Genomic DNA, 25,298 nt, shown 5'->3' on the forward strand with positions numbered 1-25,298 from the left:
ACTGTAGCTTTGTATTGGACTTTGAACAGATCTGTGTAGGATAGGTGGGAGGCTTTGAAGCAGGGTCGCTAGATCTTGTGGAGCCAACGTTGAAATACCACCCTGGTGTGTTTGAGGTTCTAACCTAGGTCCATTATCTGGATCGGGGACAGTGCATGGTAGGCAGTTTGACTGGGGCGGTCTCCTCCCAAAGCGTAACGGAGGAGTTCGAAGGTACGCTAGTTACGGTCGGACATCGTGACGATAGTGCAATGGCATAAGCGTGCTTAACTGCGAGACTGACAAGTCGAGCAGATGCGAAAGCAGGACATAGTGATCCGGTGGTTCTGTATGGAAGGGCCATCGCTCAACGGATAAAAGGTACTCTGGGGATAACAGGCTGATACCGCCCAAGAGTTCATATCGACGGCGGTGTTTGGCACCTCGATGTCGGCTCATCTCATCCTGGGGCTGTAGCCGGTCCCAAGGGTATGGCTGTTCGCCATTTAAAGAGGTACGTGAGCTGGGTTTAAAACGTCGTGAGACAGTTTGGTCCCTATCTTCCGTGGGCGCTGCAGATTTGAGGAAGCCTGCTCCTAGTACGAGAGGACCGGAGTGGACACACCTCTGGTGTATCGGTTGTCACGCCAGTGGCATTGCCGAGTAGCTAAGTGTGGAAGAGATAACCGCTGAAAGCATCTAAGCGGGAAACTCGTTTCAAGATGAGATCTGCCGGGGCCTTGAGCCCCCTGAAGAGTCGTTCAAGACCAGGACGTTGATAGGTCAGGTGTGGAAGCGCAGTAATGCGTTAAGCTAACTGATACTAATTGCTCGTGCGGCTTGACCCTATAACTTTGATCAAAATACAGATCAAGGTGTTATGCCAAGTTGACGCATTCAAAACAATTCGCCAAAAGCTGATTCCAAACTCTATGAATTCGTCCGGTTGATCTCCCGATCAACCAGACAACCCTTTATGCCTGATGACCATAGCGAGTTGGTACCACTCCTTCCCATCCCGAACAGGACAGTGAAACGACTCAGCGCCGATGATAGTGCGGGTTCCCGTGTGAAAGTAGGTCATCGTCAGGCTCTTACAGCCCAGAAAACCCCAGTCAGAAATGACTGGGGTTTTTTGCTTTGCGCGAGCAGACAAATACGCCCCATCTTTCAAAGATTGCGAATCGCGATCTTGTCTTTCTCCGCAGCTCCCGCCGCAATCAATTCCTGCAAGATATCAGCGGTAAGTTGATCGAATTCGACGCCTCCAAAGAACCGGGCATGAATCATGGCCAAGTACGGCGTACTGTGCAGCCACAGCCGCCATTCCTCGAGAGCCATAACCTGCATTTCCAGCAGCTTGAATTTCATCAGCACCTTGATCGCATGCCGCGCGTGCTTGACTGGATCGCGCAGCAATCCGTCGAGGCGCTTGCGTGCGACAGAAAGAGCTTTGCTGACGTCGTCGAAGATCGCACCGTGTCCTGGAATCACCCGCAAGGGCTCAAGCGATTCGATCAAGTCCAGCGTTGCCGCCATGTCCCCGAATGAAGGCTCGCCAGCAAGCTCAGGAAAAGCAATCCCGAATCCGTGTTCCCACAGCGCATCCGCGGAGATCAGCGTTCGCGATGCTGCATCGAACAAGATGATCGAGTGCGGATCGTGCCCAGGTGCCGCATGAACCTGCCACGGCCTGTCACCCAGCATGCACTCGGTGTCCGGTTGCAATAGTCCGCCGAAGCCGAACCGCGGGCAAGTCTGTCCCGTCGCCAAAAAACTCAGGCCGCTTTCGTCCCACCGCTCCACCAGCGCCGCCTCGCCAAGCGGTATCTCGATGCGAACCGATGGATAGCGTTCCTCCAGCGCCGAGTTGCCTCCGCAGTGATCGCTATGCAGATGCGTATTCAGGATGCGATCAAGCGCCCGATCTCCAAGCACCGACTCGACCAGTGCCACCGTCTGCTCCGCATGCGTGGCATATCCGGTGTCGACCACTGCTGTCTCGTGGGCGCCCAGGAACAAGATGTTGTTCGAAGAAAGCCATCCCCGCTCGAGCACGATTACGTTCGCCGGAAGACCGGCGCTTGCCGACGATTGGCTCATTCAGGCGCCCGCGCTGGCGCGAAGCTCCCGCCGCAGGATCTTCCCCACATTCGTCTTCGGCAGCGACTCCCGAAACTCGATGTGCTTGGGCCGCTTGTAGCCGGTGAGCTGCGAGTGGCAATACTGGAGCACCGCGTCCTCGGTCAATGCCGGGTCCCTTCGCACCACGAACACCTTGATCGCCTCTCCCTGCTTCTCGTCGGGTACACCCACAGCCGCGCATTCGACGACCCCGGGGCAGAGCGAAATCACGTTTTCCAGCTCGTTCGGAAACACGTTGAAGCCGCTCACCAGGATCATGTCTTTCTTGCGATCGACGATCCGGCTGTAGCCATCTTCCTGCATCACCGCGATATCGCCAGTCCGCATGAAGCCATCTGCCGTGAACGCCGCTGCGGTCTCGGCGGGCTGGTTGTAGTAGCCCACCATCACGTTGGGGCCCTTGATGCAGAGTTCGCCGGACTGCCCCACGGGGAGTGAATTGCCTTCGTCGTCCTTGATCGCGATCTCGATACTCGGCAGCGGCAGCCCGATCGTCCCAGTGAACTCGGTGTTTGACACGGGGTTGTTCGTCCCGATCGCGCAGGTCTCGCTCATTCCCCAGCCCTCGATCATCGGGCAGCCGGTGACCTCAAACCACTTGCGTGCCGTTCCTTCAGAGGCCGCCATGCCTCCCGCCTGCGAAACGAACAGCGTCGAGAAATCGAGCGTCTTGAATTCCGGATGCATCAACAGCGCATTGAACAGCGTGTTCACCGCGGGCAGCATGTGGAAGGGCCGCTTCTTCAGCACCGCAATGAACTTGTTGAAGTCGCGCGGGTTAGGGATCAGCGTCATGTGAGAGCCCTGCCGGATCGCCAGCAGGCACAGCGTCAGCGCGAAGATGTGATACAGCGGCAGGGCCGCGATGCTGTTGACCTTCGACAGGTCGCCGGCACGTTCGAGTGCCGGCGTGAACCAGGCTTCGGCCTGCAGTGTCGCGGCGACGATGTTGCGATGCGTCAGCACCGCGCCCTTCGACAAACCCGTCGTTCCGCCCGTGTACTGCAGGAATGCGACGGAGTCGAGCGTGCTGCGGTCGGGCCCCAGCGTGCGGCCGCGTCCCTCGGTGATCGCCTGCGTGAAAGCCGTGACCGAGCGCTCGTCGCTCAGGGGCAGCTTGTAGGCCGGCACGATCTTCGCCAGATGCCGCACCGCGATCGTGATCCACGCGCCGTACAGGCCGCCGAGCAGGTCGCCCATCGACGTCACGACCACATGCTTCACGGGCGTGCGCTCGATCACTTTTTCAAGCGTCGACGCGAAGTTCTCGAGAATGACGATGGCCGTCGCGCCCGAATCCTTCAGCTGATGCTCCAGCTCGCGCGCCGTGTACAGCGGATTGACGTTCACGCATGTGTAGCCCGCGCGCAGCACGCCGCACATCGTGACCGCGAATTGCGGAATATTGGGCAGCATGATCGCCACGCGCGCTCCCGGCTCGAGCCCGCGCGACTGCAGCCACGCGCCGAGCGCCTTCGACAGCGTGTCGAGTTCGCCAAAAGACATCCAACGCTCCATGCAGACCGAGAACGGCCGGTCGGCATAGCGGCCGAAGGCTTCCTCGAACATGTGGGGCAAGGACCGGTACTGCTCGGGATGAATCTCGTGCGGTACGCCGGCAGGATAGTTTTGTCGCGCGGATGTCTGCATGCAAGCTCCTTTGGCGCGGATTGTGGGAGGCAGTGCGCCTCCGCCGCCAGCGGGCTTGTCCTAGGGAACGGGCTTGCGCTGTCGCGCGCGCGATAGCCGCGCGGCGACCGAATGGCTCAGGCCTTGCCCGTCTCGCCTGGCAGCAGCACGCCGGCCTCGATGTCGGTGGCGACCTCGAGCGCTTCGTACAGCGGCGTGAAGTCGGGCGCCGTGAGGTCGAAGAGCTGCGCGAAGCTTTCGATCACGAAGTAGTTGGCCTGGTAGGTGTCGATCTTGTAGCGCGTGCGCATGGCGCGCAGCAGGTCGATCGGCAGCCTGAGCGGCTCTTCGCTGAGCACCGCGTGCTTCAGCTCGCCCACCGAGCTGAGGATGCCGGCGCCGTATGCGCGCAGGCCGTCCGGCTGGCGGATCAGCCCGAACTCCACCGTGTACCAATACAGCCGCGCGAGCTTTTCGCCGGCACCCAGCTCGTGCGCCTTGATGCCACCCGCGCCATAGCGCTGCACATAGTCGGCGAAGGTCGGGTCGAACAGCATCGGCACATGGCCGAACAGGTCGTGGAAAACGTCGGGTTCGACGATGTAGTCGAACTCCTCGGGCTTGCGGATCCAGTCGGTCACCGGAAACTTGCGGTTCGCGAGCAGCGTGAAGAACGGCAGCTCGGGAATCAGTCCCGGCACCGCCACGATCTCCCAGCCGGTTGCGCGATGCAGCCGCTCGTTGAGTTCTTCGAAGCGCGGGATGCGGTCCTTCACGCCCAGCGACGGCAGCGCCTTGATGAAGGCATCGCAGGCCAGCCCCGGCAATTGCGCGGCCTGCCGCTCGTAGAGCCGCTTGTAGGTGTCATGGTCGGCGGCCGTGTAGCTCGCCCAGTCCTGCGGGCAGGTGTAGTCGGCCAGCACGGTGCCGCCGCGCGAGTAGTCGCCGCGCGGCGGGCGGTCCGAGGCGCCATACACGGCGGGGGTGACAACTGCTGCGGCGGGGGAGTCCATGGAAAACGATCTCGGAGAAGAAGGGTTACTTGAGCCAGCGGTCCATCGTGCGCTGGAAGTCGCCGCCGGCCTGCTGCAGGTGCAGCCACTGGTCGACGTACGATTTGAATGCCACGTCGTCGCGCGGCAGCATCCAGGCCATCTCGCCGTACTGCAGCGGCTTGTCGGGATTGATCGCGCACAGGCCCGGCTTGAGCTTCTGCTGCGTGATGGCCTCGGCCGCCTCGGTGACGAACACATCGGCGCGGTTCGCGAGGATCTCGTCGAAGATCGTCACGTTCTCGCCGTGCAGCGTGAGTTTGGCCTGCTTGAAATTGGCGCGGGCGAAGCGTTCGTTGCTGCCGCCCGGATTGAAGATGACACGCACCGACGGCTTGTCGATGTCGGCCACGCTCTGGTACTTGGCCACGTCGGCGCAGCGTGCGATGGGCGTCTTGCCGTTGACCATGTAGGGCGCGCTGAAGAAGGCGCGCTTTTGCCGGTCGGTGGTGACCGAGACGCCACCCACCGCGATGTCGCACTTGCCGGCGGCAAGGTCGGGCAGCAGGTTGGCCCAGGTGGTCTTGATCCACTCCGGCTTTGCGCCGAGGCTGGCGCTGAAGCCCGTCATGAGGTCGACGTCGATGCCCTCGAAGGCCCCGTCGGCCTTCTGGAAGCTGAAGGGCTTGTAGTCGCCCGGCGTGCAGATGCGCAGCACGGCGGCCTTTTGCACCGCGTCCAGGTGCGAGCCGGCCATCGGCGTTGCCGCCGGCGGCATGGCGCAGCCTGAAAGAACGGCGGCAGCCGCCGCGATGAAGGTCAGGCCGATCGAAAACGTGCTGCGCATGCCGGGCTCCTGGAGCAATGAAGAAGCGCTTATTTTGCGGCGCTCAGCACGCCGCGGCGCATCTGGTCGAGCTCGATGCTCTCGAACAGCGCCTTGAAGTTGCCGTTGCCGAAGCCGTCGTCGCCCTTGCGCTGGATGAATTCGAAGAAGATCGGGCCGAGCTGGTTCTCGCTGAAGATCTGCAGCAGCAGGGCGTCCTTCTTGCCGTCGATCAGGATCTTGCGCTTGTGCAGCTCTTCCACGCTCTCGCCGTGGCCGGGGATGCGCTTGTCGACCAGCTCGTAGTACGTGTCGATGGTGTCCAGCAGCGTGACGCCGTTGGCGCGCAGCGCGTCGACGGTGGCGTAGAGGTCGTCCGAGCCCATGGCGATGTGCTGGATGCCTTCGCCCTTGTACATGTCCAGGTACTCTTGGATCTGGCCGGCCTGCTCCTTGCCCTCTTCGTTGATCGGGATGCGGATCTTGCCGCAGGGGCTGGTCATGGCCTTGCTCTTCACGCCCGTCACCTGGCCTTCGATGTCGAAGTACTTGATCTCGCGGAAGTTGAAGAGCTTCTCGTAGAAGCCGGCCCAGACGTTCATGCGGCCGCGATACACGTTGTGCGTCAGGTGGTCGATGTAGGTCAGACCGTTGCCGAACGGCGAGAGCGCCTGCTCGGGCGCGACGCCGGGCAGCGCCTCGAAGTCGACGTCGTAGAAGCCGATGTTGCCGATGTCGCCGGGCTTCGCGCCGTTCTTGCCGGGCCAGCGGTCCACCAGGTAGATCAGGCTGTCGCCGATGCCCTTGATGGCGGGAATGTTCAGTTCGCCCGGGCCGGCCTTGTCGGCAAAGCCCCAGGCGCCGAGTGCGGTGGCGCGTTCGTAGGCTTGCTTGGCGTCCTGCACGCGGAAGGCGATGGCGCACACGCTCGGGCCGTGCTCGCGCGCGAACTTCTGCGCAAACGAGTCGGGCTCGGCGTTCAGGATGAAATTGATGGTGCCCTGGCGATACAGCAGCACATTCTTGTGGCGGTGCTTGGCCACGGCCTTGAAACCCATGCGCTCGAACACCTTGCCCATGGCGACCGGATCGGGTGCCGCGTACTCGATGAATTCGAAGCCGTCGGTGCCCATGGGGTTCTCCCAGGGCGTGAAGGCGGGTGCGTCGGCTTGGCTCATGCGTGGTCTCCGAAAAGGTGTGGGGTATTCAATGAAAAGGCGCGAAATCGGCCAGTCATGCAATGTAGGGTGGATGGCTCTCAGGTTTTCTGCGTTTCCGGGCGCTTGCGATGGCCTTCGCGCAGTAAAACTGCAAAAATATGGAAATGGAAGCATTGGACAAGATTGACAGGCTCATTCTGCGCACGCTGCAAGCAGACGGGCGCGCAACTTACGATCAACTCGCGGAACAGGTGAGCCTGTCGCCCAGCGCCGTGCTGCGGCGGGTCAAGCGGCTGGAGGAAAGCCGGGTCATCGACCGCTATGTCGCCCTGGTGCAGCCGGAAGCCATCGGCCTGGGGCTGACCGCCTACCTCAACGTGCGGCTCGAAAAGCACACCGAGACGCACAAGCGCAACCCCATGGACCTGTTTCGCGCCAGCGTACAGACCTGGCCCGAGGTGGTCGAGTGCGCCGCGCTCACCGGCGACATGGACTACCTGCTGCGCGTGGTGGTGGCCGACATGGCCCACTACAGCCGTTTCATCATGGACACGCTGCTCAAGCACCCCAGTGTCGAAGACTGCAAGACCAGCTTCGTGCTGGACCGCGTCAAGGCCACGACGGCCGTTCCCGTCTGACGACCTCAGACAGGCGGGTTGCATGCACGCCACGCGTCTCGGCACTGATTCACGGACCGTGTCCCGCAATTGACCCTGGCGGCTTGATGATTAAGGGAAAACCCTTACATTTGAGCCATGCTCACCGCCAAGACCCTTCTCAAGGCGTCTCTCGGCCTTGGCTCTTTCCTGAAAGCGCCGATGGTTGAGGCGCAACCACGCGCTGCCAGCGCGCCTCAACCCGTGATGGTGCCGATCCGCTCGATCGGTCCCCGCGAACGCGAGCGCATCGCGCGCCACCTGCTCGAACTCTCCCCGCACGACCGCTACCTGCGCTTCGGCTACGCGGCGGCCGACGAGCAGGTCCAGCGCTACGTCGACAGCCTCGATTTCGAGCGCGACGAACTCTTCGGCATCTACAACCGCCGCCTCGACCTGATCGCGATGGCGCACCTGGCCTTCGCCCCCGGCGACCAGCACAGCGATTGCGCCGAATTCGGCGTGTCGGTCTCGGCGCATGCGCGCGGCCGGGGCTATGGCGCCCGCTTGTTCGAGCGTGCCGTGGTCGTGGCCCGCAACGAAGGCGTGGGCATGCTCTTCATCCATGCGCTGAGCGAAAACGCCGCCATGCTGAAGATCGCCCGCAACGCCGGCGCCACCGTGGTGCGCAGCGGCTCCGAGGCCGAGGCCCACCTGGAACTGCCCAGCGCCACCTTCGACAGCCGCATGAGCGAGATCGCGCTAGAGCACTACGCCGCCGTCGACTTCGCCCTCAAGAGCCGCGCCAAGCAGTTCTGGGCCTTCCTGGCCGGCCTGCAGGAAATGCGCAGCGGCATGCGCGAAGCCCGCAAGAAATCCGCCCCCTGAGCCCGTCCGGCGGTTCCCGTACGGCCTATGCCGGCCGTACGGTGGAGCGTGTCACACGCAATCCGGTATCCTTGCCCTTCCTCAACTCCGCCCTCCCGCAGTGGCCGAACCTCACCCTGAACGCGCTCCCGTAGAACGGGAAGACAAGCGCGGCTTTCTCCAGAAGCTCGCCGAATTCATCCACCCCGGTCCCGACTCGCGCGACGAGCTGATCGAAACCCTGGCGGACGCCGAGGACAACGAGGTGATCGGCGCAGAGTCGCGCGTGATGCTCGAGGGCGTGCTGCGCATGGCCGACATGACGGCCGGCGACGTGATGGTCGCGGCGCCGCGCATGGACGTCATCAACATCGACGCCCCGTTCGACGCGCTGCTGCATCTCATCATCGACACCGCGCACTCGCGCTTCCCGGTGTACGAGGGCGAAAAAGAAAACATCATCGGCATCCTGCTCGCGAAGGACCTGCTCAAGCTGCAGCGCGCGCCGGGCCTGAACATCCGCGCGCTGCTGCGGCCGGCGACCTTCGTGCCCGAGAGCAAGGGCCTGAACGACCTGCTGCGCGAATTCCGCGGCAACCGCAACCACCTGGCCATCGTCATCGACGAATTCGGCCGCGTGGCCGGCCTCATCACCATCGAGGACGTGCTCGAGCAGATCGTCGGCGAGATCGAGGACGAGTTCGACATCGCCGAGGACGAAGGCGACATCTTCGGCCTGGCCGACCACACCTACCGCGTCTCCGGCGACACGCCCATCGAGCGCGTGGCCGAGGCATTCGGCATCGTCTTCAACGAAGAGCAGCTCAGCGAAGACTTCGACACCATCGGCGGGCTGATCGCGCACGAGATGGGCCACGTGCCCAAGCGCGGCGAGCACCACGCGATGGGCGGCTTCGACTTCGTGGTGCTGCACACCAAGGGCGGCGCGGTGCGCTGGTTCAAGGTGTCTCCGGCCCGCGGCAGCGACGCGGCCGACTGATGGCGCGCGCGCCGGCTTCCCCGCTCGCCAACCTGTTCCGCCTGCTCGGCTTCGGTGCGGCCGGCCTCGCCCAGGCGCTTTCGATGGCTTCGCCCGCCGGCGGCAAGCCGCTGTGGTGGCTGCAGCTGCTGTCGCTCGGCGCGCTGGTCTGGCTGCTCGACGGCTTGCGCGCGCAGGGAGCGGGCTGGCGCCGCGGCGGCCTGCACGGCTGGCTGTTCTCCACCGCGTGGCTCACCGGCAGCTTCTGGTGGCTCTTCATTTCGATGCACACCTACGGAGGCCTGCCCGCGCCGCTGGCGGCCATTGCCGTGCTTGCCCTGGCCGCCGCGCTGGGGCTCTACTACGCCGCGGCGGCGGCATGGTTCGTGGTGCGCGGCCCGAAAGGGCGTGTGACGGGCGCGCTGGTGTTCGCGGCGCTCTGGACACTCGCCGAACTCGTGCGCGGCAGCTGGTTCACCGGCTTTCCATGGGGCGCCGGCGGCTATGCGCACGTCGAGGGGCCGTTCGCGGCGCTCGCGCCGTGGGTGGGCGTCTACGGCATCGGGGCGGCGGCTGCGCTGGTGGCTGCGCTGGTCGCATTGCATCGCCCGGTTCGCATGGCCGACGCGGTGCCGGGCGTGGCGCTCCTCGCGCTGGTGTTCGCCGTGCCGCATCTCGTTCCGCCGCTTCGCGACGACGTGCGGGGCGCGGGCGGCGCGACCGGCAGCCTGAACGTCGCGCTCCTGCAGGGCAACATCCCGCAGGACGAGAAATTCATTCCGGGCGGCGGCATCGAGACCGCATTGCGCTGGTACGGCGAGCAACTGCGCGATGCCAAGGCTTCGCTCGTCGTCACTCCCGAGACCGCCTTGCCGCTGCTGCCGCAGCAACTGCCGCCCGGCTACCTCGACGCCATCCGGGCGCGCTACAGCCAGGGCAGCCAGGCCGCCATCGTCGGCTTGCCCATGACGGGGCTCGGCGGCCCGGGCACCTACAGCAACTCGGTGCTGGGCTTCCAGCCCGGCGCCTCGCAGGTCTACCAGTACAGCAAGCACCACCTGGTGCCGTTCGGCGAATTCATTCCCACGGGCTTTCGCTGGTTCATCCAGATGATGAACATTCCGCTCGGCGACTTCTCGCGCGGCGGCCTCGCACAGGCGCCCTTCGTCTGGCAGGGCCAGCGCATCGCGCCGAACATCTGCTACGAAGACTTGTTCGGCGACGAGATCGGCGCGAACTTCCGCGACGAGGCCAGCGCCCCGACCATCCTGCTCAACGTGAGCAACATCGCGTGGTTCGGCGACTCGGTGGCCATTGACGAGCACCTTTCCATCTCGCGCATGCGCGCGCTCGAATTCGCGCGGCCGATGGTGCGCTCCACCAACACCGGCGCCACCGTGGTGATCGACGCCGAAGGCCGCGTGACGCACGAACTGCCGCGCCTCACGCGCGGCGTGCTCGAAGCGAGCGTCGAAGGCCGGCGCGGCCTCACGCCGTATGCCCGCTGGGTGGCGCCCTTCGGGCTGTGGCCGCTGTGGATCCTGGCGATGGGCATCGTGGGCGCAGCCTTCGCGCTGCGCCGCCGCGGCCGTGATTGAGCGGCCTCAGGCGCCCCCCGCGCCCTTCACCGGCCAGTCGCGCAGCTTGCCGGGGTTCAGCAGCCCCATCGGGTCGAAGCGCTTCTTCACCGCGATGACCTCGGGCGGCAGCGGCCCGCCGGCCTTGCCGTCTTCCACGATGTTCACGTGCGGGTTGTTGATGTGCACGTTGTGCTCGCGGTGGATGCGCATGATCTCCTGCAGCCGCTCCTCGGTGCTGAAGCGCACCAGCTGCAGCCCGCTGCAGGTCATGAGGCCCGCCACGTTGCGGATGAACTCCAGGTGCATCATCACCTCGCCGTTCGCGCCCAGCAGCTTTTCCATCTCGATCACCTGCTCCACATGCCTGCCGGGCACGAAGCCGCTCTGCAGGTAGGTCAGCGTCGGATCGATCTTGAGCGCGTGCAGCGTCGTGTGGTTCCACGTGAACTCCATCAGCGTGCGGTTGCTCTTCTGCACCTCCGCCGCCGTCTTGCGGTAGCCCACGGTGCCGCCGTGCGCTTCGACCAGCTGCAGCAGCGCGGGCTCGCTCGATTCGGCCACCAGCGACAGCACCGTGTGGCAGCCCTTGGGCAGGTGCGCGGCGAGCTGCGCCAGATGGTCGGAGATGGGGGCGGCGAAAAAGCTCACGCCGCGCTTCACGATGCCCGGCGCGTGCGCGAGCTTGTAGGCGAAGTGCAGTGCGCGCTCGAAGTCGTCGAAGGTCACCAGGGTTTCGAGCCACGGATGCGCAGGCGCCAGGGCGATCTCCAGTTCCAGCACCAGGCCGTTGGTGCCCCACAGGTGGTGCATGCGCATGGCCTCGGCGCCGCGCAGTTCGACCACCTGCGGCTCGGCCTCGATGCTCATCGCGCGGATGCCGATCACGTTGCCCGGCGCGCCCAGCGGCCCGTAGTTGATGGACCCCACGCCGCCGAAGCCGCCGCCGAACAGGCCGCCCAGCGTCGCGCTGCGGTAGGTAGAGGGCACGCAGCGCATCTCCTGCCCCGTGGGCCTGGTCTGCTTTTCGAGCTCGCCCAGGCGGATGCCGGCCTGCGCGCGCGCCACGCCGGGGCGCACCCAGAGGCAGCTGTTGTAGCCCGTCATGTCGAGCACCACGCCGCCGGCCAGCGGCGTGGTCTGGCCGTAGTTGCCGGTGCCGCTGCCGCGGATGGTGATGGGCACGCCGCGGCGCGCGCAGGCACCGACCACGGCGCGGATCTCTTCCTCGGTGCGCGGGCGCACGACCACGTCGGCGCGCTTGTCCTTGAGCTGGCGCACCAGCACGGGGCTGAACCAGGAAAAGTCGGAGGACAGCCGCGTGACGCGGCTTTCGTCGGTGATCCAGTCGAGGTCGGGCAGTTCGAGCAGCAGTTGCTCGATGGCGGAAACGGGAGCATTCATGGTCAAGGTCAATCCTGGGAAAGTTCGCTCGCATGCCACGAGCCCAGCGCCACCTTGGTGAGCCAGGCCATCAGCACGAAGAGCGCGACGCCGGTGAGGGAAATGAGCAGCAGCGCGGCGAACATGCGCGGGATGTTCAGCTGGAAGCCCGCCTGCAGGATCTGGTAGGCCAGCCCTGCGCCGGAACCGCCCGTGCCCGCGACGAACTCCGCCACCACCGCGCCGATCAGCGCAAGGCCGCTGGAGATGCGCAGGCCGCCGAAGAAGTACGGCAGCGCGCTCGGAATGCGCAGGCGCACCAGCTGCTGCCAGCGCGTCGCGCGGTTGAGCTTGAAGTAGCTCTGCAGGTCGGGGTCGATGCTGCGCAGGCCCAGCGTGGTGTTGCTGATGATCGGGAACAGCGCCACCAGCGCCGCGCACACCGTCATGGCGGCCACGGGGTTCTTCACCCAGATGATGATCAGCGGCGCCACCGCCACGATGGGCGTCACCTGCAGCAGCACCGCGTACGGAAAGAGCGCGGTCTCGATGCGCTTGCTCTGCACGAACAGGAACGAGATCAGCACGCCCGCCACCGTGGCCAGCAGGAACGACAGCACCGTGATCTTCAGCGTGACCAGCAGCGCGTTGCCCAGCGGCGTCCAGTCGGTCACCAGCGTCTGCATCATCAGATAGGGCGAGGGCACGAGGTAGGCCGGCAGCTCCATCGCCACCACCATCCACTGCCACAGCGCCACCAGCACCACGCCGATCAGCACCGGGTACAGCACGCGCTGTACGCGCGGCTGGCTCATCAGGGGAATGTTCTTCTTCATCGCGCGTGCTCCTCGTCGGTGCTGCTGGCGCGCAGCAGGCTGTCCTGCAGCTGCTTGGCGTGGCGTGCGAATTCGGGCGTCACCATGAAGTCGGCGCTGCGCGGGTACGGTTCGTCGATGTGGAACTGCTCAACCACGCGGCCCGGACGCGCGGCCATCATCACCACGCGGCTCGACAGGAACACGGCTTCGTGGATCGAGTGCGTCACGAAGATCACGGTGAGCTTCTTCTTGCGCCACAGCTCGAGCAGGTCGGCGTCGAGCTTGTGGCGCGTGATCTCGTCGAGCGCGCCGAAGGGCTCGTCCATCAGCAGCAGGTCGGGCTGCGTGACGAGGCCGCGCGCGATCGACACGCGCATCTGCATGCCGCCCGAGAGCGCACGCGGCAGCGCGTCGGCGAACTTCTCCAGCCCCACAAGCGCGAGCGACTCCATCACCCGCGCGTCGGCCTCCTTGCGCGGCACGCCGGCCAGGTCCAGCGGCAGCCGCACGTTGGTGCGCACGCTGGCCCACGGCATCAGCGTGGGCGACTGGAACACGAACGACATCTTGCGTGCGCTGTCGTGCAACTGGCCCACCGGCTTGCGCCACACCAGCAGCCGCCCGTCGCTGGGCTCGAGCATGCCCGCCACCATCTTCAGCAGCGTGCTCTTGCCGCAGCCCGAGGGGCCGAGCAGCGTGACGAATTCGCCCTCGGCGATCGACAGGTCCACCGGCAGCAGCGCCTGCGTGCCGTTGGGGTAGGTCTTCTCGGCCGAGAGCACTTCGACGGCGGGCACCGAAGGCGAGAGTTCCGGCGGTGGCGCCAGGGTGTGGGGTTCGATGCGGTTCATGCGGCGGGCCTTGGCAAGATCAGGGCAGGACCTTGGCGTCCTTCACGAACTCGGTCGTGTACGTCTTGGTCAGTTCCACCTTCGACGGGTCGAGCAGCTTCGCGCTCACGAGGAAGTCGTAGCTCGCCTTGGCGCGCGCATCGGTCATCACGCCGATACCCAGCTTGGAAGCATCGCCGCCGGTGATCATCCCCATTTCCTTGAGCTTGGCGACGCTGTAGGCCAGCTGGTCATCGGTCATGTTGGGGTTGTCCTTTTTGATCAGCGCGTTGGCGGGCGCCGGATCGGCGAGGTAGCTCTTCCAGCCTTCGGCCGAGGCCTTCACGAAGGCGGCGACCTGCTTGTTGCGGTCCTTCAGCGTCTTTTCCATGCACGACACGGTGGTGGCGTAGGCCGGGAAGCCGTGGTCGCTGAACATCAGCACCGTGCTCTTCACGCCGGCCTTCTGGATGGCGTAGGGCTCGGAGGTCAGGTAGCCCTGCTGCGCGGTGTTCTTGTCGGCCACGAAGGGCTGGATGTTGAAGGTGTAGGGGCGCGTCTGCTCGTCGGTGAAGCCGAACTTGGCCTTCAGCCAGGGCCAGTAGCCGCGCTGTGCCTGCGCGCCGATGAGCAGCGTCTTGCCCTTCAGGTCTTCGAACTTCTTCACGTCGTCGTGCGCGATCAGCACCTGCGGGTCCTTCTGGAAGAAGGCCGCCACGTTGACCACCGGCACGCCGCCTTCGCGCACCTGCATCATCTGGATGTCGCTCGAGCCCATGATGCAGTCGGCCTGGCCGGCGGCCATCATCTGCGTGATGTTGACCTGCGGGCCGCCCATCTTGATGGTCACGTCCAGGCCGTACTTCTTGTAGATGCCTTGCGCCACGGCCTGGTAGAAGCCGCCGTGCTCGGCCTGCGCGTACCAGTTGGTCATGTAGGTGAACTTGTCCTCGGCCTGCGCGGGCGCGGTGGCGAGGAAGGCGATGGCGGCGGCGCCGGCCAGGGACAGTGCGAAGGAGCGCATGGTGGGGACCTTTCGGAGGCTGGAGAGTTTTCGAGGAAAAAGAATGCGGTGAACGGGCCGATGCAAGAAGCAGGCTCAGGCGCCTTCGAACTGCTGCTGGATGAAGCCCTGCTGGTGCCCGCGCTCCCAGGTGGCTTCCTCGCGCACGACCCAGCGCAGCGCGTGGAGCTCCGTCAGCGCCTGCACCCAGCTGTCGGAGAGCGTTTCGAGAATGGCTTCGCCCTGTTCGCGCGTGGCCGTGGTCGGATCGCCGATGACGCCGCTCGGGCCGAAGTCGCGCGCGGTCCAGGCGCAGGCCGGGCGGCCGTCGGCCGACAGCAGCTTGATGGGAAAGGGCGGCGGGAAGTTGGCCACCGCGCGCTCCATGTGCACCGTCTCGGGCGCCAGCGCGAGCATCAGCGCGGTCTCGGAATGGCCGGCGTGCATCGCGAGCTTCTTCTCCTGCTCGCTCACCTGCTTGCTGGCCGCGCTCGGCAGGCGCGACACGCCGTGCGGCACCACCACGAAGTCGCCGTGGCGCAGGCGCAGTTCGCGCGCGGCCATCTCCAGCACCTGCGGCTGGCCGCCGTGGCCGTTGGCGAACAGCAGCTTGCGAAAGCCCGCGCGGTACACCGACTCGCCGATCTCGGTCACTGTCGCGAGCAGCGTGGTGCCGGTCAGCGTCATGGTGCCGGGAAAGTGCAGGTGCTCCTCCGACTTGCCGTAGGTGATGGGCGGCAGCGCGAAGGCGCGCACATCCGCCGGCAGCTTCTCGAGCGCCTTGCCCATCACGCCCGACGAGATGACGCTGTCGACCGAGCACGGCAGGTGCGGCCCGTGCTGCTCGATGGCGCCGCAGGGCAGCACGATGACGGTGTTCTCGCGGTCGGGCAGCGCGGCGATTTCGGTCCAGCTCAGGTAGGGCAGGAAGCGGTGGGGCGGGATGTAGCCGTGGAGCATGGGAGTCCTTGTGTTCTTTACTGGGTGAAGAAGGGCGTCGCGTCGCCGTGCGTCACCCGGCCGTCGCGCAGCACCACGCGGGTGGCGGTGCGCGAGGGCCAGCCGTGGCGGTCGGCCTGCGTGAACAGCACGAGATCGGCCCTGGCGCCGACCAGCGTGGGGCTGGATGCCGCCGGCGCGCGCTGCAGCCAGTCGCCGCGGCACAGCGTCTGCGACCAGCTGTCGAAGGGCTCGTCGAGCTGGGCCACCAGCGCGGCGGTGCCCAGCGCTTCCACCGGGTCGAAGCTGCCGAGCCGGCAGAAGGGGTCTTGCACGTTGTCGCTCGCAAACAGCAGCGGAATGCCGCGCTCGCGCGCTTCCTTCACCAGCGTGATGCCGCGCTGGCGCGGCGTGCGGCCGGTGACGGCGTCCTGCAGCAGCAGGTTGGTGGCGGGCAGCGACACCACGGTGATGGGCGCGCGCGCCACCGCGTCGAGCGTGGCGAAGGCCTGCGCCTCGGGCTGGACGGAGAGCGCGCAGATGTGGCCGCAGACCACGCGGCCTTCGTAGCCGATCTCGCGCAGGATGCGCGCCGTGGTCTGCAGCCCGACCGCTGCGGCGTTGAGCTCTTCGTCCACATGCAGGTCGATGTCGAGGTCGCAGGCCTGCGCCGCGACCAGCAGGTTGCGCAGCGCGTTCTCGCTCCAGTTGGTGGAGTGCACGAAGCCGCCGAGCAGCGCATGCGGCCCGGTGGCCTTCACCTGCTTGGCCAGCCGCATCGCCTGCGCCGCGTCTTCGAACAGCGGCAGCTTGATGAGGCTCACCTGCTCCAGCCGTACCTTGCCGGCCCATTCCTGCGCGAGTTCGGCCATCACCGGCCAGGCCATCGGCAGCGACTCGGGCTCCCACCAGTCGACGTGCGTGCGCACATGCGTGGTGCCGCATTCCCAGGCCCACTGCAGGCCGCGCGAGGCGCGCTCGCGCACGTCGGCGGATGTCCAGTGCACGCGGTCGGCGAGCATCGCGTCGATGGCGCCGAGCAGGCCGGGCCGCACCTCTTTCATGCGCGGCAGCGTGAAGGTCTTGTCGAGGTGCGTGTGCGCGTCGAGGAAGCCGGGCAGCGCCAGCCTGCCGGCGGCATCCCAGCCCGACGAGGCGGGCAGGTCGGCAGCGTGCATCGGCCGCACCGAATGCACGCGGCCCGCCTCGATCTCGATGCGCGCCAGCACCGGCACGCCCTCGTGCAGCGGCCAGTCCGCCGGCAGCAGCCAGCGCGGCAGCCGCAGGTTGTCGATGTGCGCGGGCGCGTTCATGCGAAGCGCGCCATCGCCTGGCCCACGCGCGCCATAAAGCGCTTGAGCTGGGGCTCGGTCGCGATGTTCATGTGGTAGTGGGCGTGGTAGTCCACCTTGGCCTTCTGGCCGGTGAGCCGCTTCATGTAGCGCGTCACGATCTTTCGTGGCGGGTCGCCCATGTACATCGCCATCCAGCGCGGACGGCCATAGGTGACCACGGCGCTGATGCGCTTGATGTGCGTGAGCATCGGCTTCACGTTGGCCGGGTCGCTGATGTCGAAGGCCACGCCGGGCATGAAAAGCCGGTCGAAGTAGCCCTTGAGCATCGCCGGCAGGCCGAAGCACCACGTGGGGAAGCAGAACACGATGCCCTCGGCCCACTGCAGCCGCTCCACGTAGGGCGCGAGCGGCAGCTGGTTGGACGGCATGTCGTGGTAGCCCAGTCGTTCCTCGCGGGACAGCACCGGGTTGAAGCCCTCGGCATAGAGGTCGCAGTCGTCCACCTCGTGCCCGGCGGCGCGCAGGTTCTTCAGCACCTCCTGGTGCAGGGCGGCATGGAAGCTGGTTTCGACCGGATGGCAATAGACGACGAGCACGCGCATGGTGTTTTTGACCGCTTAATCAGAGCAAGTGGTCAGGTTATGCAAGCGACGTGCCAGTCCAAATGCACCGGATTGGGTCGACGTGGTGGTCAACCCGCGCAACGACGGCCTCGGGACTCTTCTTTCTTCAGCTTGTATTTCGCAACAGAAGTCACAAAAGCCCGTGAATAACCGGCGGGGAGTGGCGGTCCCTTGTCGACTCTTTCCGTAACATCCGCCCACCCCTAATACAAATTGTCGTCAAAAGTCAACAATTAATTAATTGGGGGTCCTTGGACTCTCGGTTGCCTCCGTATCAACCCATCCGATGCACCGAGTGCTCTGTTTTGTTGACATCTGTAAGCATTTCTCATGAAAAACCCTTCTTTCCTCCTCGCAGCCGTTCTTGCAATCTCCACCACCAGCGCGGCGGTAGCGGCAACGAGCACCTCCACATTCCAGGTCCTCATCAACGTGAACAAGGCCTGCGTGGTCATCGCGGGTCCGACATCGAACATCGATTTCGGCTCGGTGGCTTCCTACGCCACCGGCCTGTCCGCCAGCAACAGCATCAGCGTGACCTGCTCCAAGTCGACGCCCTACAACGTCGGCCTGCTGCCCTCGAACAACAGCACCACCGGCGGGGGCGTGATGAGCCCCGTCGTGGCCGGCCCGGACACCGTTCCCTATCAGCTCCGTTCGGTGAGCGCGACGGGGCCCGTCTGGGGCAGCACTGCCACGGCCACCTCGGTTGGCAACGGTGTGGCCGGCACCGGCACCGGCGCTGCTCAAACGATCCCCGTGTGGGCTACGGTCGCGAATGCCAACGTGACCCCGGGTGCCTACATCGACACCGTGACCGTCCAGGTCAACTACTGATCGATCGATTGCCCGTGCCCCGCTTGCTGCGCCACACCTTCGTCCTCGCGCTTGTCCTGGCGCATGCAGTCGCCTCGGCGAGTGGACTGCAGGTTTCTCCGGTCACGCTGACGCTCCAGGCCACGCAGAACGCCGATGGCCTTTGGCTCAGCAATGCCGGCGACGGCGTGGTGCACGCCCAGGTGCGGGTCTATCACTGGTCACAAGAGAACGGTGCCGAAAAACTGACGCCCTCGCGCGAACTCCTTGTGAGCCCGCCGATGGTGCAGTTGGCCGCGTCCGAACGGCAGCTGATTCGTGTCATCCGCGCTGGCGTTCCTGCCAGCGCGGTCGAAAGCTCGTATCGGGTCATCATTGACGAGTTGCCGGTCGAGGTGAAGGAAAAGAAGGGCCTGCAACTGGTGCTGCGCTACTCGGTGCCCATCTTCATTGCGGCTGCGGGCGCACCACAGTCAACTGCTGCGCCCCGGCTCACATGGTCGCTGCGCGGCGAAGGCGGCCAGGCGGTGCTTGAAGTTGTCAACAGCGGCGGCATGCATGCACAGCTTGCCGACCTGGAGTTTGTCGATACCGTCGGCCGACGCACGGCGGTGCATGCCGGCTTGATGGGCTACGTCTTGCCGGGCGCGAGCATGCGTTGGCCCCTGAAGACTTCCGCAGAGGCCTTTGCCCTCGGCGGCGTTCTGGAAACAAAGATCAATGGCAATGCGACGCAGGAAAAGATGCCGCCGCTTCAACGCGTCCGCTGAGCGCCTGCTGCCACTGCTGCTTCTTTCCGGTCTGGTGTCATTCGCCGCTCAGGCCGGGAACGCTGCAGCCGGCTCGAGCTCGCGGGTGGTCGCACCCGCGGAGGGCGACCTCTCCGGACCGAGTGGCAGCGACCTCTTTCTGGAACTGAGCCTCAACGGCAATCCGCAGGGCCTCGTGCACTTCGCGCTGCGCGGGCAGGAACTGTGGGCCAGTGTCGCCACCCTGCGGCAGTTGGGCTTCGTGCTGCCGGCGGGCGTGTCCGATCCGGTGGGACTCGAGAGCCTCCCGGGGGTGCAGGTCAAGTACGACGTCGCAAGTCAGAGCGTTGCAATCAGTGCCACGGCCGATGTACTGCGCCTGCCAACGACCGTGGTCGACACATCGAAGATCATCGCGTCGAAGGCCAGCGCTTCGACTGGCTTGCTGCTCAACTACGACCTCTATGGCACGCAGGGGCGCGGCAACACGTCCAGCTTGAACGCGCTCACCGAACTGCGAGCTTTCAGCGCAAGCACGGTGTTCAGCAACACGATGATGTCGCGCTCAGCCCGCAGAGATGAAGAGGACTGGAAGCACGACTCGGTCCGGCTCGACACCACCTTGAGCACGTCGTACCCCGATGAAATGCTGACCCTTCGCGTGGGTGACACCACCACGGCCTCGCTGCCGTGGTCGCGCTCCACGCGGATCGCAGGCATCCAGCTTTCGCGCAATTTTGCGCTGCGGCCCTATCAAACCACCACGCCGTTGCCGGCGTTTTTGGGGTCGGCCACGCTGCCGTCGCAGGTGGAGCTGTATATCAACGGCATGCGCCAGTACACGGGCCAGGTACCGGCGGGGCCCTTCCAGCTCAACACGGTTCCGAGCATCAACGGCGCGGGCAATGCCCAGGTGGTGCTCACTGATGCCTTCGGCCGTGCCACGACGCTCGATTTCTCGCTGTACGACACGCAGCGGCTGCTTGAGGCAGGCCTGTCCGACTGGTCCGTCGATCTGGGCATGGTGCGCAAGAACTACGGCTTGCGCTCGTTCGACTACGGCAGCGATCCCGCCGCCACCGGCACCTGGCGCTACGGCGTGAACAAGAGTTTCACGGTGGAGGCGCACGGCGAGACCACCAAAGGGCTGCTCAAGGTTGGTGTTGGCGGCGCCTGGCTGCTCGGCCAAGGCGGCGTGCTTGCGGGTGCCGTGGCGCAGAGCAGCTACCGCGGAGAGAAGGGCTCACTGCTCAACCTGGGCTACAGCTGGCGCGACAACCATTTCAATTTCGCGCTCGAAGGCACGCGCACGCGCAGCGAATACCGCGACGTCGCATCCCTGTACGGCAGCGCGCCGCCACGCGGTTCGGGCCGGGCGTCGATCGGCTACACCACCAAAGACTTCGGCAGTTTCGGCCTCAGCTACCTTTACCTGCGCTATCCCGCGCAGGCGGCGGCGCGCATGGCGAGCGTGTACTGGTTCAGGTCGCTGGGACGCAGTGCCTCGGTGAATGTGAGCCTCAATCAGGACCTCGACCAACGCCGGGAGCGCAGCCTCTTCGTCGGCTTCACCTGGGCGCTGGACGGCAATGTCACGGTCAGCGCCGGGCTCCAGCGCGACCGCGACCGCACAGTCCATACCGCGGACGCGCAGAGTTCGATGCCAAGCGACGGCGGCATCGGCTGGCGCGCCGGCCTGCGCCAGGGCGGCGGCCAGAACGGCGGGCAGGCCGAGGTCGATTACCTGGGCCGCTACGGCCGCGCCATGGCCGGCATCAGCGTGCTCGGCGACAGCCGCTACGCCTATGCCGGTGCCACGGGCTCGATCGCGTTCATGGGCGGCCAGCCCTTTGCGGCCCGACGCATCGACGATGCCTTCGCAGTGGTTTCCACCGACGGCATTGCCGGCGTGCCGGTGAAGCTGGAGAACCGGGATATCGGCACCACCGACGGTCAGGGCATGCTCCTGGTGGCGCCGCTGAGGGCCTACCAGAACAACCAGTTGTCCATCGATCCGATGCAATTGCCTGCCGACGTAAGGATCGAGCGCGTGAAAACAGTCGCCACGCCAAGCGATCGTGCCGGCACGCTGGTGCGATTCGGCATCACGCCGGTCAGCGCGGCTGCGCTCCTGCTGGTGGACGAGGCGGGCAATCCCCTGCCGCTGGGCAGCCGCGTGCGCATCAATGGACAGGGCAGCGAGCCGGCCTTGGTCGGTTTCGACGGGGCGGTGTACCTCGAGTCGCTCGAGCCCCGCAACACGATCGATGTGCAGACGCCCGACGGCCATTGCCGGGCCAGCTTCGACCACCGAAAGAACGGTGCCGATATTCCGCAGATCGGGCCTTTGCGCTGTGCCAGGGAGGCCAAGACGCCATGATTCTTCTGACCCGTACTTTGCAGGCCCTGCGCCTGCCCTTGATCTGCATGATGCTCTGGGGGCTGCCGGCGGGCAGCGCCCAGGCCGCCGTCAGCTGCTCCGCGACGATGACGGGCCTGGCTTTCGGCACGGTCGATCTGGTCAGCGGCGGCACGCCAACGCCTGCCACCGCCACGCTGAGCTACACGTGCAACAACACTGGCAACGCCACCGAGTTCGTCCAGATCTGCTTCAACATTGGCGACGGCAATGAAGGCCTCACCAATTTCAATCCGCGCGTCATGAAGAGCGGCGCGGGTGATACCTTGAAGTTCCAGCTCTACCAAGGGACGAGCGGCACGATTTGGGGGTCGACTGGAAGCGGGGTGGTGCCGAACCCCTACACCGTCAACATGAGCATTCCTAGCCGGTCTTCCGCCGGAAACAGCGCCGCCATGCGCGGGGAATTGCTCGCCCTGCAGGGCACGGCGCCTCCGGGCTCGTACCAGGACAATTTCGCCGGAGTTCACACGTCGATCACGTTCACGACGAGCACATCCTCCGCGCCGTCGACGTGCGGTGGGCAGACGGGTGGGCAGTTCCCCTTCGTGGTCAACGCGACCATCGCCAAAAGTTGCCTGGTCACGGCCGATCCGCTGAACTTCGGTACCGTCGCGGGGCTTCCCGGCGCCGCCAATATCGACCAGGCCAGTGCGATCAACGTCACCTGCACGACACCCACGGCCTACACGGTCGCGCTGTCGCCATCCAATGGCGCGACGACCGGCGCCGGGGTCATGGCGCCGACGGGAGGCATGCCCGGCAACACGGACACGGTGGCCTACCGGCTCTACCGCGATGCCGGCCGCTCCAGCCCCTGGGGCAGTGTCACCGGCAGCAACACCGTCGCGGGCACCGGCTCCGGCCAGGCCCAGGCGCTGACCCTGTATGGCCGCGTACTCGGCGGCAGCGCCAACGTGCGGCCGGACAGCTACCGGGACGTCGTGACAGTCACCGTGACTTACTGAGTCGCGCCGACGGCCATCCCGGCGCAGGAAAGCCTGCTGGCAAATTGCAGGCAACGCGCGAAGAATGACGCCTGACCCCGTCTTCATTTTCCCGCGACTCTGCCGATAAACCAGGCAGGGCATCGATGCGATGCCTTCCACCCTGGTTGCGAGGATAGGAGTTTCAATGTCCAGAAACAGGCGCTCTGCAAGGGCAACTGCGCTGCGAGCCGCACCGCCGCTGGCCGCCGTCGGCATGCTGCTGCTCTTGCTGCCGCTGCAGTTCAGTTCGGCGGAGCCGATGCGCGACATGAACAGCAGCACGGGCCGGTTCAACCTGACAATGGTCGTTCTTCCGACCTTCAAGGTGCTCGAGGTCACGCCCGTGAAGGGCGGGCATGCGTACCGCGTCTGGACCAACATGAGGTCGGTGCTCATCAAGGGGCGCGAGTACCGCTTCGACAAGATCGGAGAAACGACGTTCGTGGTGGCCGGCACCGATGCCGATGGCCGCGACAGCCTCGACCCCGTCTGGCGCGGCGCGGTCGGTGCGATGGCGGCGACCGCTGCAGCCGGCGACGGCAGCAACGCGACGCGGGTGACAGTGACTTACTAGGCAACAAGCAAGGCGTCGGTCTTCCTCGGCAAGCCTGCTGCTCCTGCATTTCGTCTTTGCTGCCGATATCCGGAGATCGGGCGCCCATGCCGCGCCCAACCTCTCCTGATGCGAGTCAGGTGCCCATCGAGTTGCCAAGGAGCACTTTTCACTGAGTGCATCGGGCGCGTGGGCCCGTTCGGGAGAGGTAAGAAGAAAGGCTACGCCTTGATGCCGCAGCCGCCCAGCACGAACGCCACCAGTTCGCGCGCGATCGGTTCGCGGTCGATTGGTGCGTCGGGCGGCAGGCCGAGCATCACGCGCGTCTGGATCGCGTAGTCGGCGTAGCTCTGGGTCATGGCCCAGATGTGCATCAGCAGGATGCGCGCATCGAGCGGGCGCATCTGCCCGCGCGCGATCCAGCCGTTGATGACGTCGACCTTCTTCTGCGTCCACGCCCGCGCATTGGGCCAGTAGCGGTCGAGGTTGCGCCCGCCGTCGAGGATCTCGCGCGTGAAGATGCGCGACATCTCGGGGCTGTCGATGGCGTGGTCGAGCTTCTTGCGGATGTAGTCGCCCAGCACCGTGGCCGGGTCGCTCGCGTCCTCGAAGGAGAACACCACCTTCCACGCATGCAGCACCTGCATCAGCAGCTCTTCGTAGAGCTCTTCCTTGCCCGCGATGTAGTAGTGCAGCTGGGGCTTGGTCAGGCCCGCGCGCGCCGCGATGGCCTGGGTCGATGTGCCCTTGAGCCCGTGCAGGCTGAACTCCGCCACCGCTGCCGTGCGGATGGCCGCCATGATGCGTTCGCGGCCCGGGCGCGCGCGCGACAGCGGGCCGTCGGGCGCGGGCATTTCCTGGGCGGGAGTCACGGCGGTCGGGGCGGGGAGGGCGGCGGATTCGGCGTTCATGGCAAGGGTGGCAGCAGTGCGCGCGGTCGATGGTAATCCTTCGCGCATGGACGCATGCCATGCCGGCATGAGCGCGCAAGGCATGCCGGCATGGTTCATGTATCTTCCTCGCCGCCTCGAATAATTCATTTCAACCAAGGAGCTCTCCATGTATCTTTCCCCCCGTTTCAGGGCCTTCGCGGCCGGCGCGGCATTGCTGGCCGCCAGTGCGCTCGCGCAGGAACAGCAGGCGCTCCCCAATGTGGTGATCCTGGCGACCGGCGGCACCATCGCGGGCGCGGGCGCATCGGCCGTCAACAGCGCCACCTACGCGGCCGCCAAGGTCGGTGTCGAAAAGCTCATCGCAGGCCTGCCGGAGCTCTCCAAGGTGGCCAACGTGCGCGGCGAACAGGTGTTCCAGGTCGCATCGGAAAGCCTCACCAACGACAACCTGCTGACGCTGGCCAAGCGCGTGTCGGCGCTGTCGAAGCAGAGCGACGTGGACGGCATCGTCATCACGCACGGCACCGACACGCTCGAGGAAACCGCCTACTTCCTGACGCTCACCGTGCACACCAGCAAGCCTATCGTGGTGGTCGGCTCGATGCGTCCGGGCACCGCGCTGTCGGCCGACGGCGCGCTCAACCTGTACGACGCCGTGAGCGTGGCGGGCAGCAAGGACGCCATGGGCAAGGGCGTGCTGGTGACGATGAACGACAACATCGACAGCGGCCGCGACGTGAGCAAGAACGTCAACATCAAGACCAGCGCCTTCTCCAGCCAGTGGGGTCCGCTGGGCATGGTGGTCGAGGGCCGCAACTACTGGTTCCGCGCACCGGTCAAGCGCCACACCATGAACTCGGAGTTCAACATCGACAACATCAGCGCGCTGCCGCCGGTGGAAATCGCGATGGGCTACGAGGGCGTGTCGTCGATCGCCATCGACGCCATCGCCAAGAGCGGCGTCAAGGCGCTGATCCACGGCGGCACCGGCAACGGCTCGGTGGCCGACCGCATCGTGCCCAACCTGCAGAAGGCGCGCGCCGACGGCGTGATCGTGATCCGCAGCTCGCGCGTGCCCGACGGCTTCGTCATCCGCAACGCCGAGCAGCCCGACGACAAGTACGACTGGGTGGTGGCGCACGACCTGCGCCCGCAGAAGGCGCGCATCCTGGCCATGGTCGCCCTGACCAAGACCAGCGACACCAAGGAACTGCAGCGGATCTTCTGGGAGTACTGAG

At 65.6% G+C, this 25,298-nt stretch carries 23 protein-coding genes and 2 rRNA genes (1 of these 25 only partly in view); 12 read left to right on the forward strand and 13 right to left on the reverse strand.

Annotated elements, in window-relative coordinates; translation table 11 throughout:
- Both C4F17_RS22190 and rrf read left to right on the forward strand, forming a co-directional pair.
- Positions 1-827: ribosomal RNA gene (locus C4F17_RS22190) — 23S ribosomal RNA — on the forward strand (it extends 2,044 nt beyond the left edge of the window).
- A 131-nt stretch (positions 828-958) separates the two neighbouring features.
- A 5S ribosomal RNA gene (gene rrf, locus C4F17_RS22195) occupies positions 959-1,071 on the forward strand.
- Between the two features lie 78 nt (positions 1,072-1,149).
- Here rrf and C4F17_RS22200 read toward each other — a convergent pair.
- The 5 genes from C4F17_RS22200 to hppD form a co-directional block, all read right to left on the reverse strand.
- On the reverse strand, positions 1,150-2,082 hold the full coding sequence (locus C4F17_RS22200) for an MBL fold metallo-hydrolase (RefSeq protein ID WP_106936680.1): 933 nt from the start codon (positions 2,080-2,082) through the stop codon (positions 1,150-1,152).
- A complete protein-coding gene (locus C4F17_RS22205; RefSeq protein WP_106936681.1) occupies positions 2,083-3,774 on the reverse strand; it encodes an AMP-binding protein in 1,692 nt (563 codons plus the stop codon).
- 116 nt (positions 3,775-3,890) lie between these two features.
- Positions 3,891-4,766: a phenylalanine 4-monooxygenase gene (gene phhA, locus C4F17_RS22210; RefSeq protein ID WP_106936682.1), complete on the reverse strand. Its 876-nt coding sequence runs from the start codon at positions 4,764-4,766 to the stop codon at positions 3,891-3,893.
- A 25-nt stretch (positions 4,767-4,791) separates the two neighbouring features.
- Positions 4,792-5,592, reverse strand: coding sequence for a transporter substrate-binding domain-containing protein (locus C4F17_RS22215; protein ID WP_106936683.1), 801 nt, complete (start codon positions 5,590-5,592; stop codon positions 4,792-4,794).
- A 29-nt stretch (positions 5,593-5,621) separates the two neighbouring features.
- Entirely contained in the window at positions 5,622-6,749 is a 1,128-nt protein-coding gene (gene hppD, locus C4F17_RS22220; RefSeq protein ID WP_081270162.1) for a 4-hydroxyphenylpyruvate dioxygenase, read from the reverse strand.
- A gap of 146 nt (positions 6,750-6,895) precedes the next feature.
- Between hppD and C4F17_RS22225 the strand changes: the two genes are divergently transcribed.
- The 4 genes from C4F17_RS22225 (at position 6,896) to lnt (ending at position 10,771) form a co-directional block, all read left to right on the forward strand.
- Positions 6,896-7,369, forward strand: coding sequence for an Lrp/AsnC family transcriptional regulator (locus tag C4F17_RS22225; protein WP_081270170.1), 474 nt, complete (start codon positions 6,896-6,898; stop codon positions 7,367-7,369).
- 117 nt (positions 7,370-7,486) lie between these two features.
- The gene (locus tag C4F17_RS22230) at positions 7,487-8,215 is read left to right on the forward strand and encodes a GNAT family N-acetyltransferase (protein WP_081270161.1); all 729 of its coding nucleotides are present in this window, start codon (positions 7,487-7,489) and stop codon (positions 8,213-8,215) included.
- Between the two features lie 100 nt (positions 8,216-8,315).
- The gene (locus C4F17_RS22235) at positions 8,316-9,194 is read left to right on the forward strand and encodes an HlyC/CorC family transporter (RefSeq protein ID WP_106936684.1); all 879 of its coding nucleotides are present in this window, start codon (positions 8,316-8,318) and stop codon (positions 9,192-9,194) included.
- Complete coding sequence (gene lnt, locus C4F17_RS22240; RefSeq protein ID WP_106936685.1) at positions 9,194-10,771, forward strand: apolipoprotein N-acyltransferase; 1,578 nt, start codon at positions 9,194-9,196, stop codon at positions 10,769-10,771. Before C4F17_RS22235 ends, lnt begins: the two co-directional genes overlap by 1 nt.
- A 6-nt stretch (positions 10,772-10,777) precedes the next feature.
- Here lnt and C4F17_RS22245 read toward each other — a convergent pair whose 3' ends face one another.
- The 7 genes from C4F17_RS22245 to C4F17_RS22275 all read right to left on the reverse strand — a co-directional run bounded on the left by C4F17_RS22245 (position 10,778) and on the right by C4F17_RS22275 (position 17,620).
- Positions 10,778-12,154, reverse strand: coding sequence for an FAD-binding oxidoreductase (locus C4F17_RS22245; RefSeq protein WP_106937657.1), 1,377 nt, complete (start codon positions 12,152-12,154; stop codon positions 10,778-10,780).
- A gap of 8 nt (positions 12,155-12,162) precedes the next feature.
- Positions 12,163-12,969, reverse strand: coding sequence for an ABC transporter permease (locus tag C4F17_RS22250; RefSeq protein WP_106936686.1), 807 nt, complete (start codon positions 12,967-12,969; stop codon positions 12,163-12,165).
- Positions 12,966-13,802 carry an ABC transporter ATP-binding protein gene (locus C4F17_RS22255; RefSeq protein ID WP_081270157.1) on the reverse strand — a complete coding sequence of 279 codons (837 nt, stop codon included), beginning with the start codon at positions 13,800-13,802 and terminating at the stop codon, positions 12,966-12,968. The genes C4F17_RS22250 and C4F17_RS22255 overlap by 4 nt, the downstream gene beginning before the upstream one ends.
- A gap of 19 nt (positions 13,803-13,821) precedes the next feature.
- Positions 13,822-14,805: an ABC transporter substrate-binding protein gene (locus C4F17_RS22260; RefSeq protein ID WP_106936687.1), complete on the reverse strand. Its 984-nt coding sequence runs from the start codon at positions 14,803-14,805 to the stop codon at positions 13,822-13,824.
- 75 nt (positions 14,806-14,880) lie between these two features.
- Positions 14,881-15,744, reverse strand: coding sequence for a creatininase family protein (locus C4F17_RS22265; protein ID WP_106936688.1), 864 nt, complete (start codon positions 15,742-15,744; stop codon positions 14,881-14,883).
- A gap of 17 nt (positions 15,745-15,761) precedes the next feature.
- Positions 15,762-17,036: an amidohydrolase family protein gene (locus tag C4F17_RS22270; RefSeq protein ID WP_106936689.1), complete on the reverse strand. Its 1,275-nt coding sequence runs from the start codon at positions 17,034-17,036 to the stop codon at positions 15,762-15,764.
- Positions 17,033-17,620, reverse strand: a complete 588-nt coding sequence (locus tag C4F17_RS22275) for an NAD(P)H-dependent oxidoreductase (protein ID WP_106936690.1) — start codon at positions 17,618-17,620, stop codon at positions 17,033-17,035. The genes C4F17_RS22270 and C4F17_RS22275 overlap by 4 nt, the downstream gene beginning before the upstream one ends.
- Before the next feature lie 351 nt (positions 17,621-17,971).
- Between C4F17_RS22275 and C4F17_RS22280 the strand changes: the two genes are divergently transcribed.
- The 5 genes from C4F17_RS22280 to C4F17_RS22300 all read left to right on the forward strand — a co-directional run bounded on the left by C4F17_RS22280 (position 17,972) and on the right by C4F17_RS22300 (position 23,188).
- Positions 17,972-18,478, forward strand: a complete 507-nt coding sequence (locus tag C4F17_RS22280) for a Csu type fimbrial protein (RefSeq protein ID WP_106936691.1) — start codon at positions 17,972-17,974, stop codon at positions 18,476-18,478.
- Positions 18,479-18,492: 14 nt separating this feature from the next.
- Positions 18,493-19,227 carry a fimbrial biogenesis chaperone gene (locus C4F17_RS22285; protein WP_106937658.1) on the forward strand — a complete coding sequence of 245 codons (735 nt, stop codon included), beginning with the start codon at positions 18,493-18,495 and terminating at the stop codon, positions 19,225-19,227.
- The gene (locus C4F17_RS22290; RefSeq protein ID WP_234382305.1) at positions 19,178-21,586 is read left to right on the forward strand and encodes a fimbria/pilus outer membrane usher protein; all 2,409 of its coding nucleotides are present in this window, start codon (positions 19,178-19,180) and stop codon (positions 21,584-21,586) included. Before C4F17_RS22285 ends, C4F17_RS22290 begins: the two co-directional genes overlap by 50 nt.
- A complete protein-coding gene (locus tag C4F17_RS22295; protein ID WP_106936693.1) occupies positions 21,583-22,593 on the forward strand; it encodes a Csu type fimbrial protein in 1,011 nt (336 codons plus the stop codon). The genes C4F17_RS22290 and C4F17_RS22295 overlap by 4 nt, the downstream gene beginning before the upstream one ends.
- Positions 22,594-22,759: 166 nt before the next feature.
- Complete coding sequence (locus tag C4F17_RS22300; protein WP_106936694.1) at positions 22,760-23,188, forward strand: hypothetical protein; 429 nt, start codon at positions 22,760-22,762, stop codon at positions 23,186-23,188.
- A 200-nt stretch (positions 23,189-23,388) separates the two neighbouring features.
- Here the strand turns inward: C4F17_RS22300 and C4F17_RS22305 are convergent, their stop codons facing one another.
- Positions 23,389-24,078 (reverse strand): TetR/AcrR family transcriptional regulator, encoded by a 690-nt coding sequence (locus C4F17_RS22305; RefSeq protein WP_172839924.1) that lies wholly within the window; start codon positions 24,076-24,078, stop codon positions 23,389-23,391.
- A 148-nt stretch (positions 24,079-24,226) separates the two neighbouring features.
- Between C4F17_RS22305 and C4F17_RS22310 the strand changes: the two genes are divergently transcribed.
- Positions 24,227-25,297 carry an asparaginase gene (locus C4F17_RS22310; protein WP_106936695.1) on the forward strand — a complete coding sequence of 357 codons (1,071 nt, stop codon included), beginning with the start codon at positions 24,227-24,229 and terminating at the stop codon, positions 25,295-25,297.
- Position 25,298: the final 1 nt, after the last annotated feature.

The organism is Variovorax sp. PMC12, assembly GCF_003019815.1.
Classification (GTDB): domain Bacteria; phylum Pseudomonadota; class Gammaproteobacteria; order Burkholderiales; family Burkholderiaceae_C; genus Variovorax.

Coding starts and splice junctions, on each gene's coding strand:
- C4F17_RS22200 (WP_106936680.1), bottom strand. CDS start 2,082: ATGAGCCAATCGTCGGCAAGCGCCGGTCTTCCGGCGAACGTAATCGTG.
- C4F17_RS22205 (WP_106936681.1), bottom strand. CDS start 3,774: ATGCAGACATCCGCGCGACAAAACTATCCTGCCGGCGTACCGCACGAG.
- phhA (WP_106936682.1), bottom strand. CDS start 4,766: ATGGACTCCCCCGCCGCAGCAGTTGTCACCCCCGCCGTGTATGGCGCC.
- C4F17_RS22215 (WP_106936683.1), bottom strand. CDS start 5,592: ATGCGCAGCACGTTTTCGATCGGCCTGACCTTCATCGCGGCGGCTGCC.
- hppD (WP_081270162.1), bottom strand. CDS start 6,749: ATGAGCCAAGCCGACGCACCCGCCTTCACGCCCTGGGAGAACCCCATG.
- C4F17_RS22225 (WP_081270170.1), top strand. CDS start 6,896: ATGGAAGCATTGGACAAGATTGACAGGCTCATTCTGCGCACGCTGCAA.
- C4F17_RS22230 (WP_081270161.1), top strand. CDS start 7,487: ATGCTCACCGCCAAGACCCTTCTCAAGGCGTCTCTCGGCCTTGGCTCT.
- lnt (WP_106936685.1), top strand. CDS start 9,194: ATGGCGCGCGCGCCGGCTTCCCCGCTCGCCAACCTGTTCCGCCTGCTC.
- C4F17_RS22245 (WP_106937657.1), bottom strand. CDS start 12,154: ATGAATGCTCCCGTTTCCGCCATCGAGCAACTGCTGCTCGAACTGCCC.
- C4F17_RS22250 (WP_106936686.1), bottom strand. CDS start 12,969: ATGAAGAAGAACATTCCCCTGATGAGCCAGCCGCGCGTACAGCGCGTG.
- C4F17_RS22255 (WP_081270157.1), bottom strand. CDS start 13,802: ATGAACCGCATCGAACCCCACACCCTGGCGCCACCGCCGGAACTCTCG.
- C4F17_RS22260 (WP_106936687.1), bottom strand. CDS start 14,805: ATGCGCTCCTTCGCACTGTCCCTGGCCGGCGCCGCCGCCATCGCCTTC.
- C4F17_RS22265 (WP_106936688.1), bottom strand. CDS start 15,744: ATGCTCCACGGCTACATCCCGCCCCACCGCTTCCTGCCCTACCTGAGC.
- C4F17_RS22270 (WP_106936689.1), bottom strand. CDS start 17,036: ATGAACGCGCCCGCGCACATCGACAACCTGCGGCTGCCGCGCTGGCTG.
- C4F17_RS22275 (WP_106936690.1), bottom strand. CDS start 17,620: ATGCGCGTGCTCGTCGTCTATTGCCATCCGGTCGAAACCAGCTTCCAT.
- C4F17_RS22280 (WP_106936691.1), top strand. CDS start 17,972: ATGAAAAACCCTTCTTTCCTCCTCGCAGCCGTTCTTGCAATCTCCACC.
- C4F17_RS22290 (WP_234382305.1), top strand. CDS start 19,178: ATGGCAATGCGACGCAGGAAAAGATGCCGCCGCTTCAACGCGTCCGCT.
- C4F17_RS22295 (WP_106936693.1), top strand. CDS start 21,583: ATGATTCTTCTGACCCGTACTTTGCAGGCCCTGCGCCTGCCCTTGATC.
- C4F17_RS22300 (WP_106936694.1), top strand. CDS start 22,760: ATGTCCAGAAACAGGCGCTCTGCAAGGGCAACTGCGCTGCGAGCCGCA.
- C4F17_RS22305 (WP_172839924.1), bottom strand. CDS start 24,078: ATGAACGCCGAATCCGCCGCCCTCCCCGCCCCGACCGCCGTGACTCCC.
- C4F17_RS22310 (WP_106936695.1), top strand. CDS start 24,227: ATGTATCTTTCCCCCCGTTTCAGGGCCTTCGCGGCCGGCGCGGCATTG.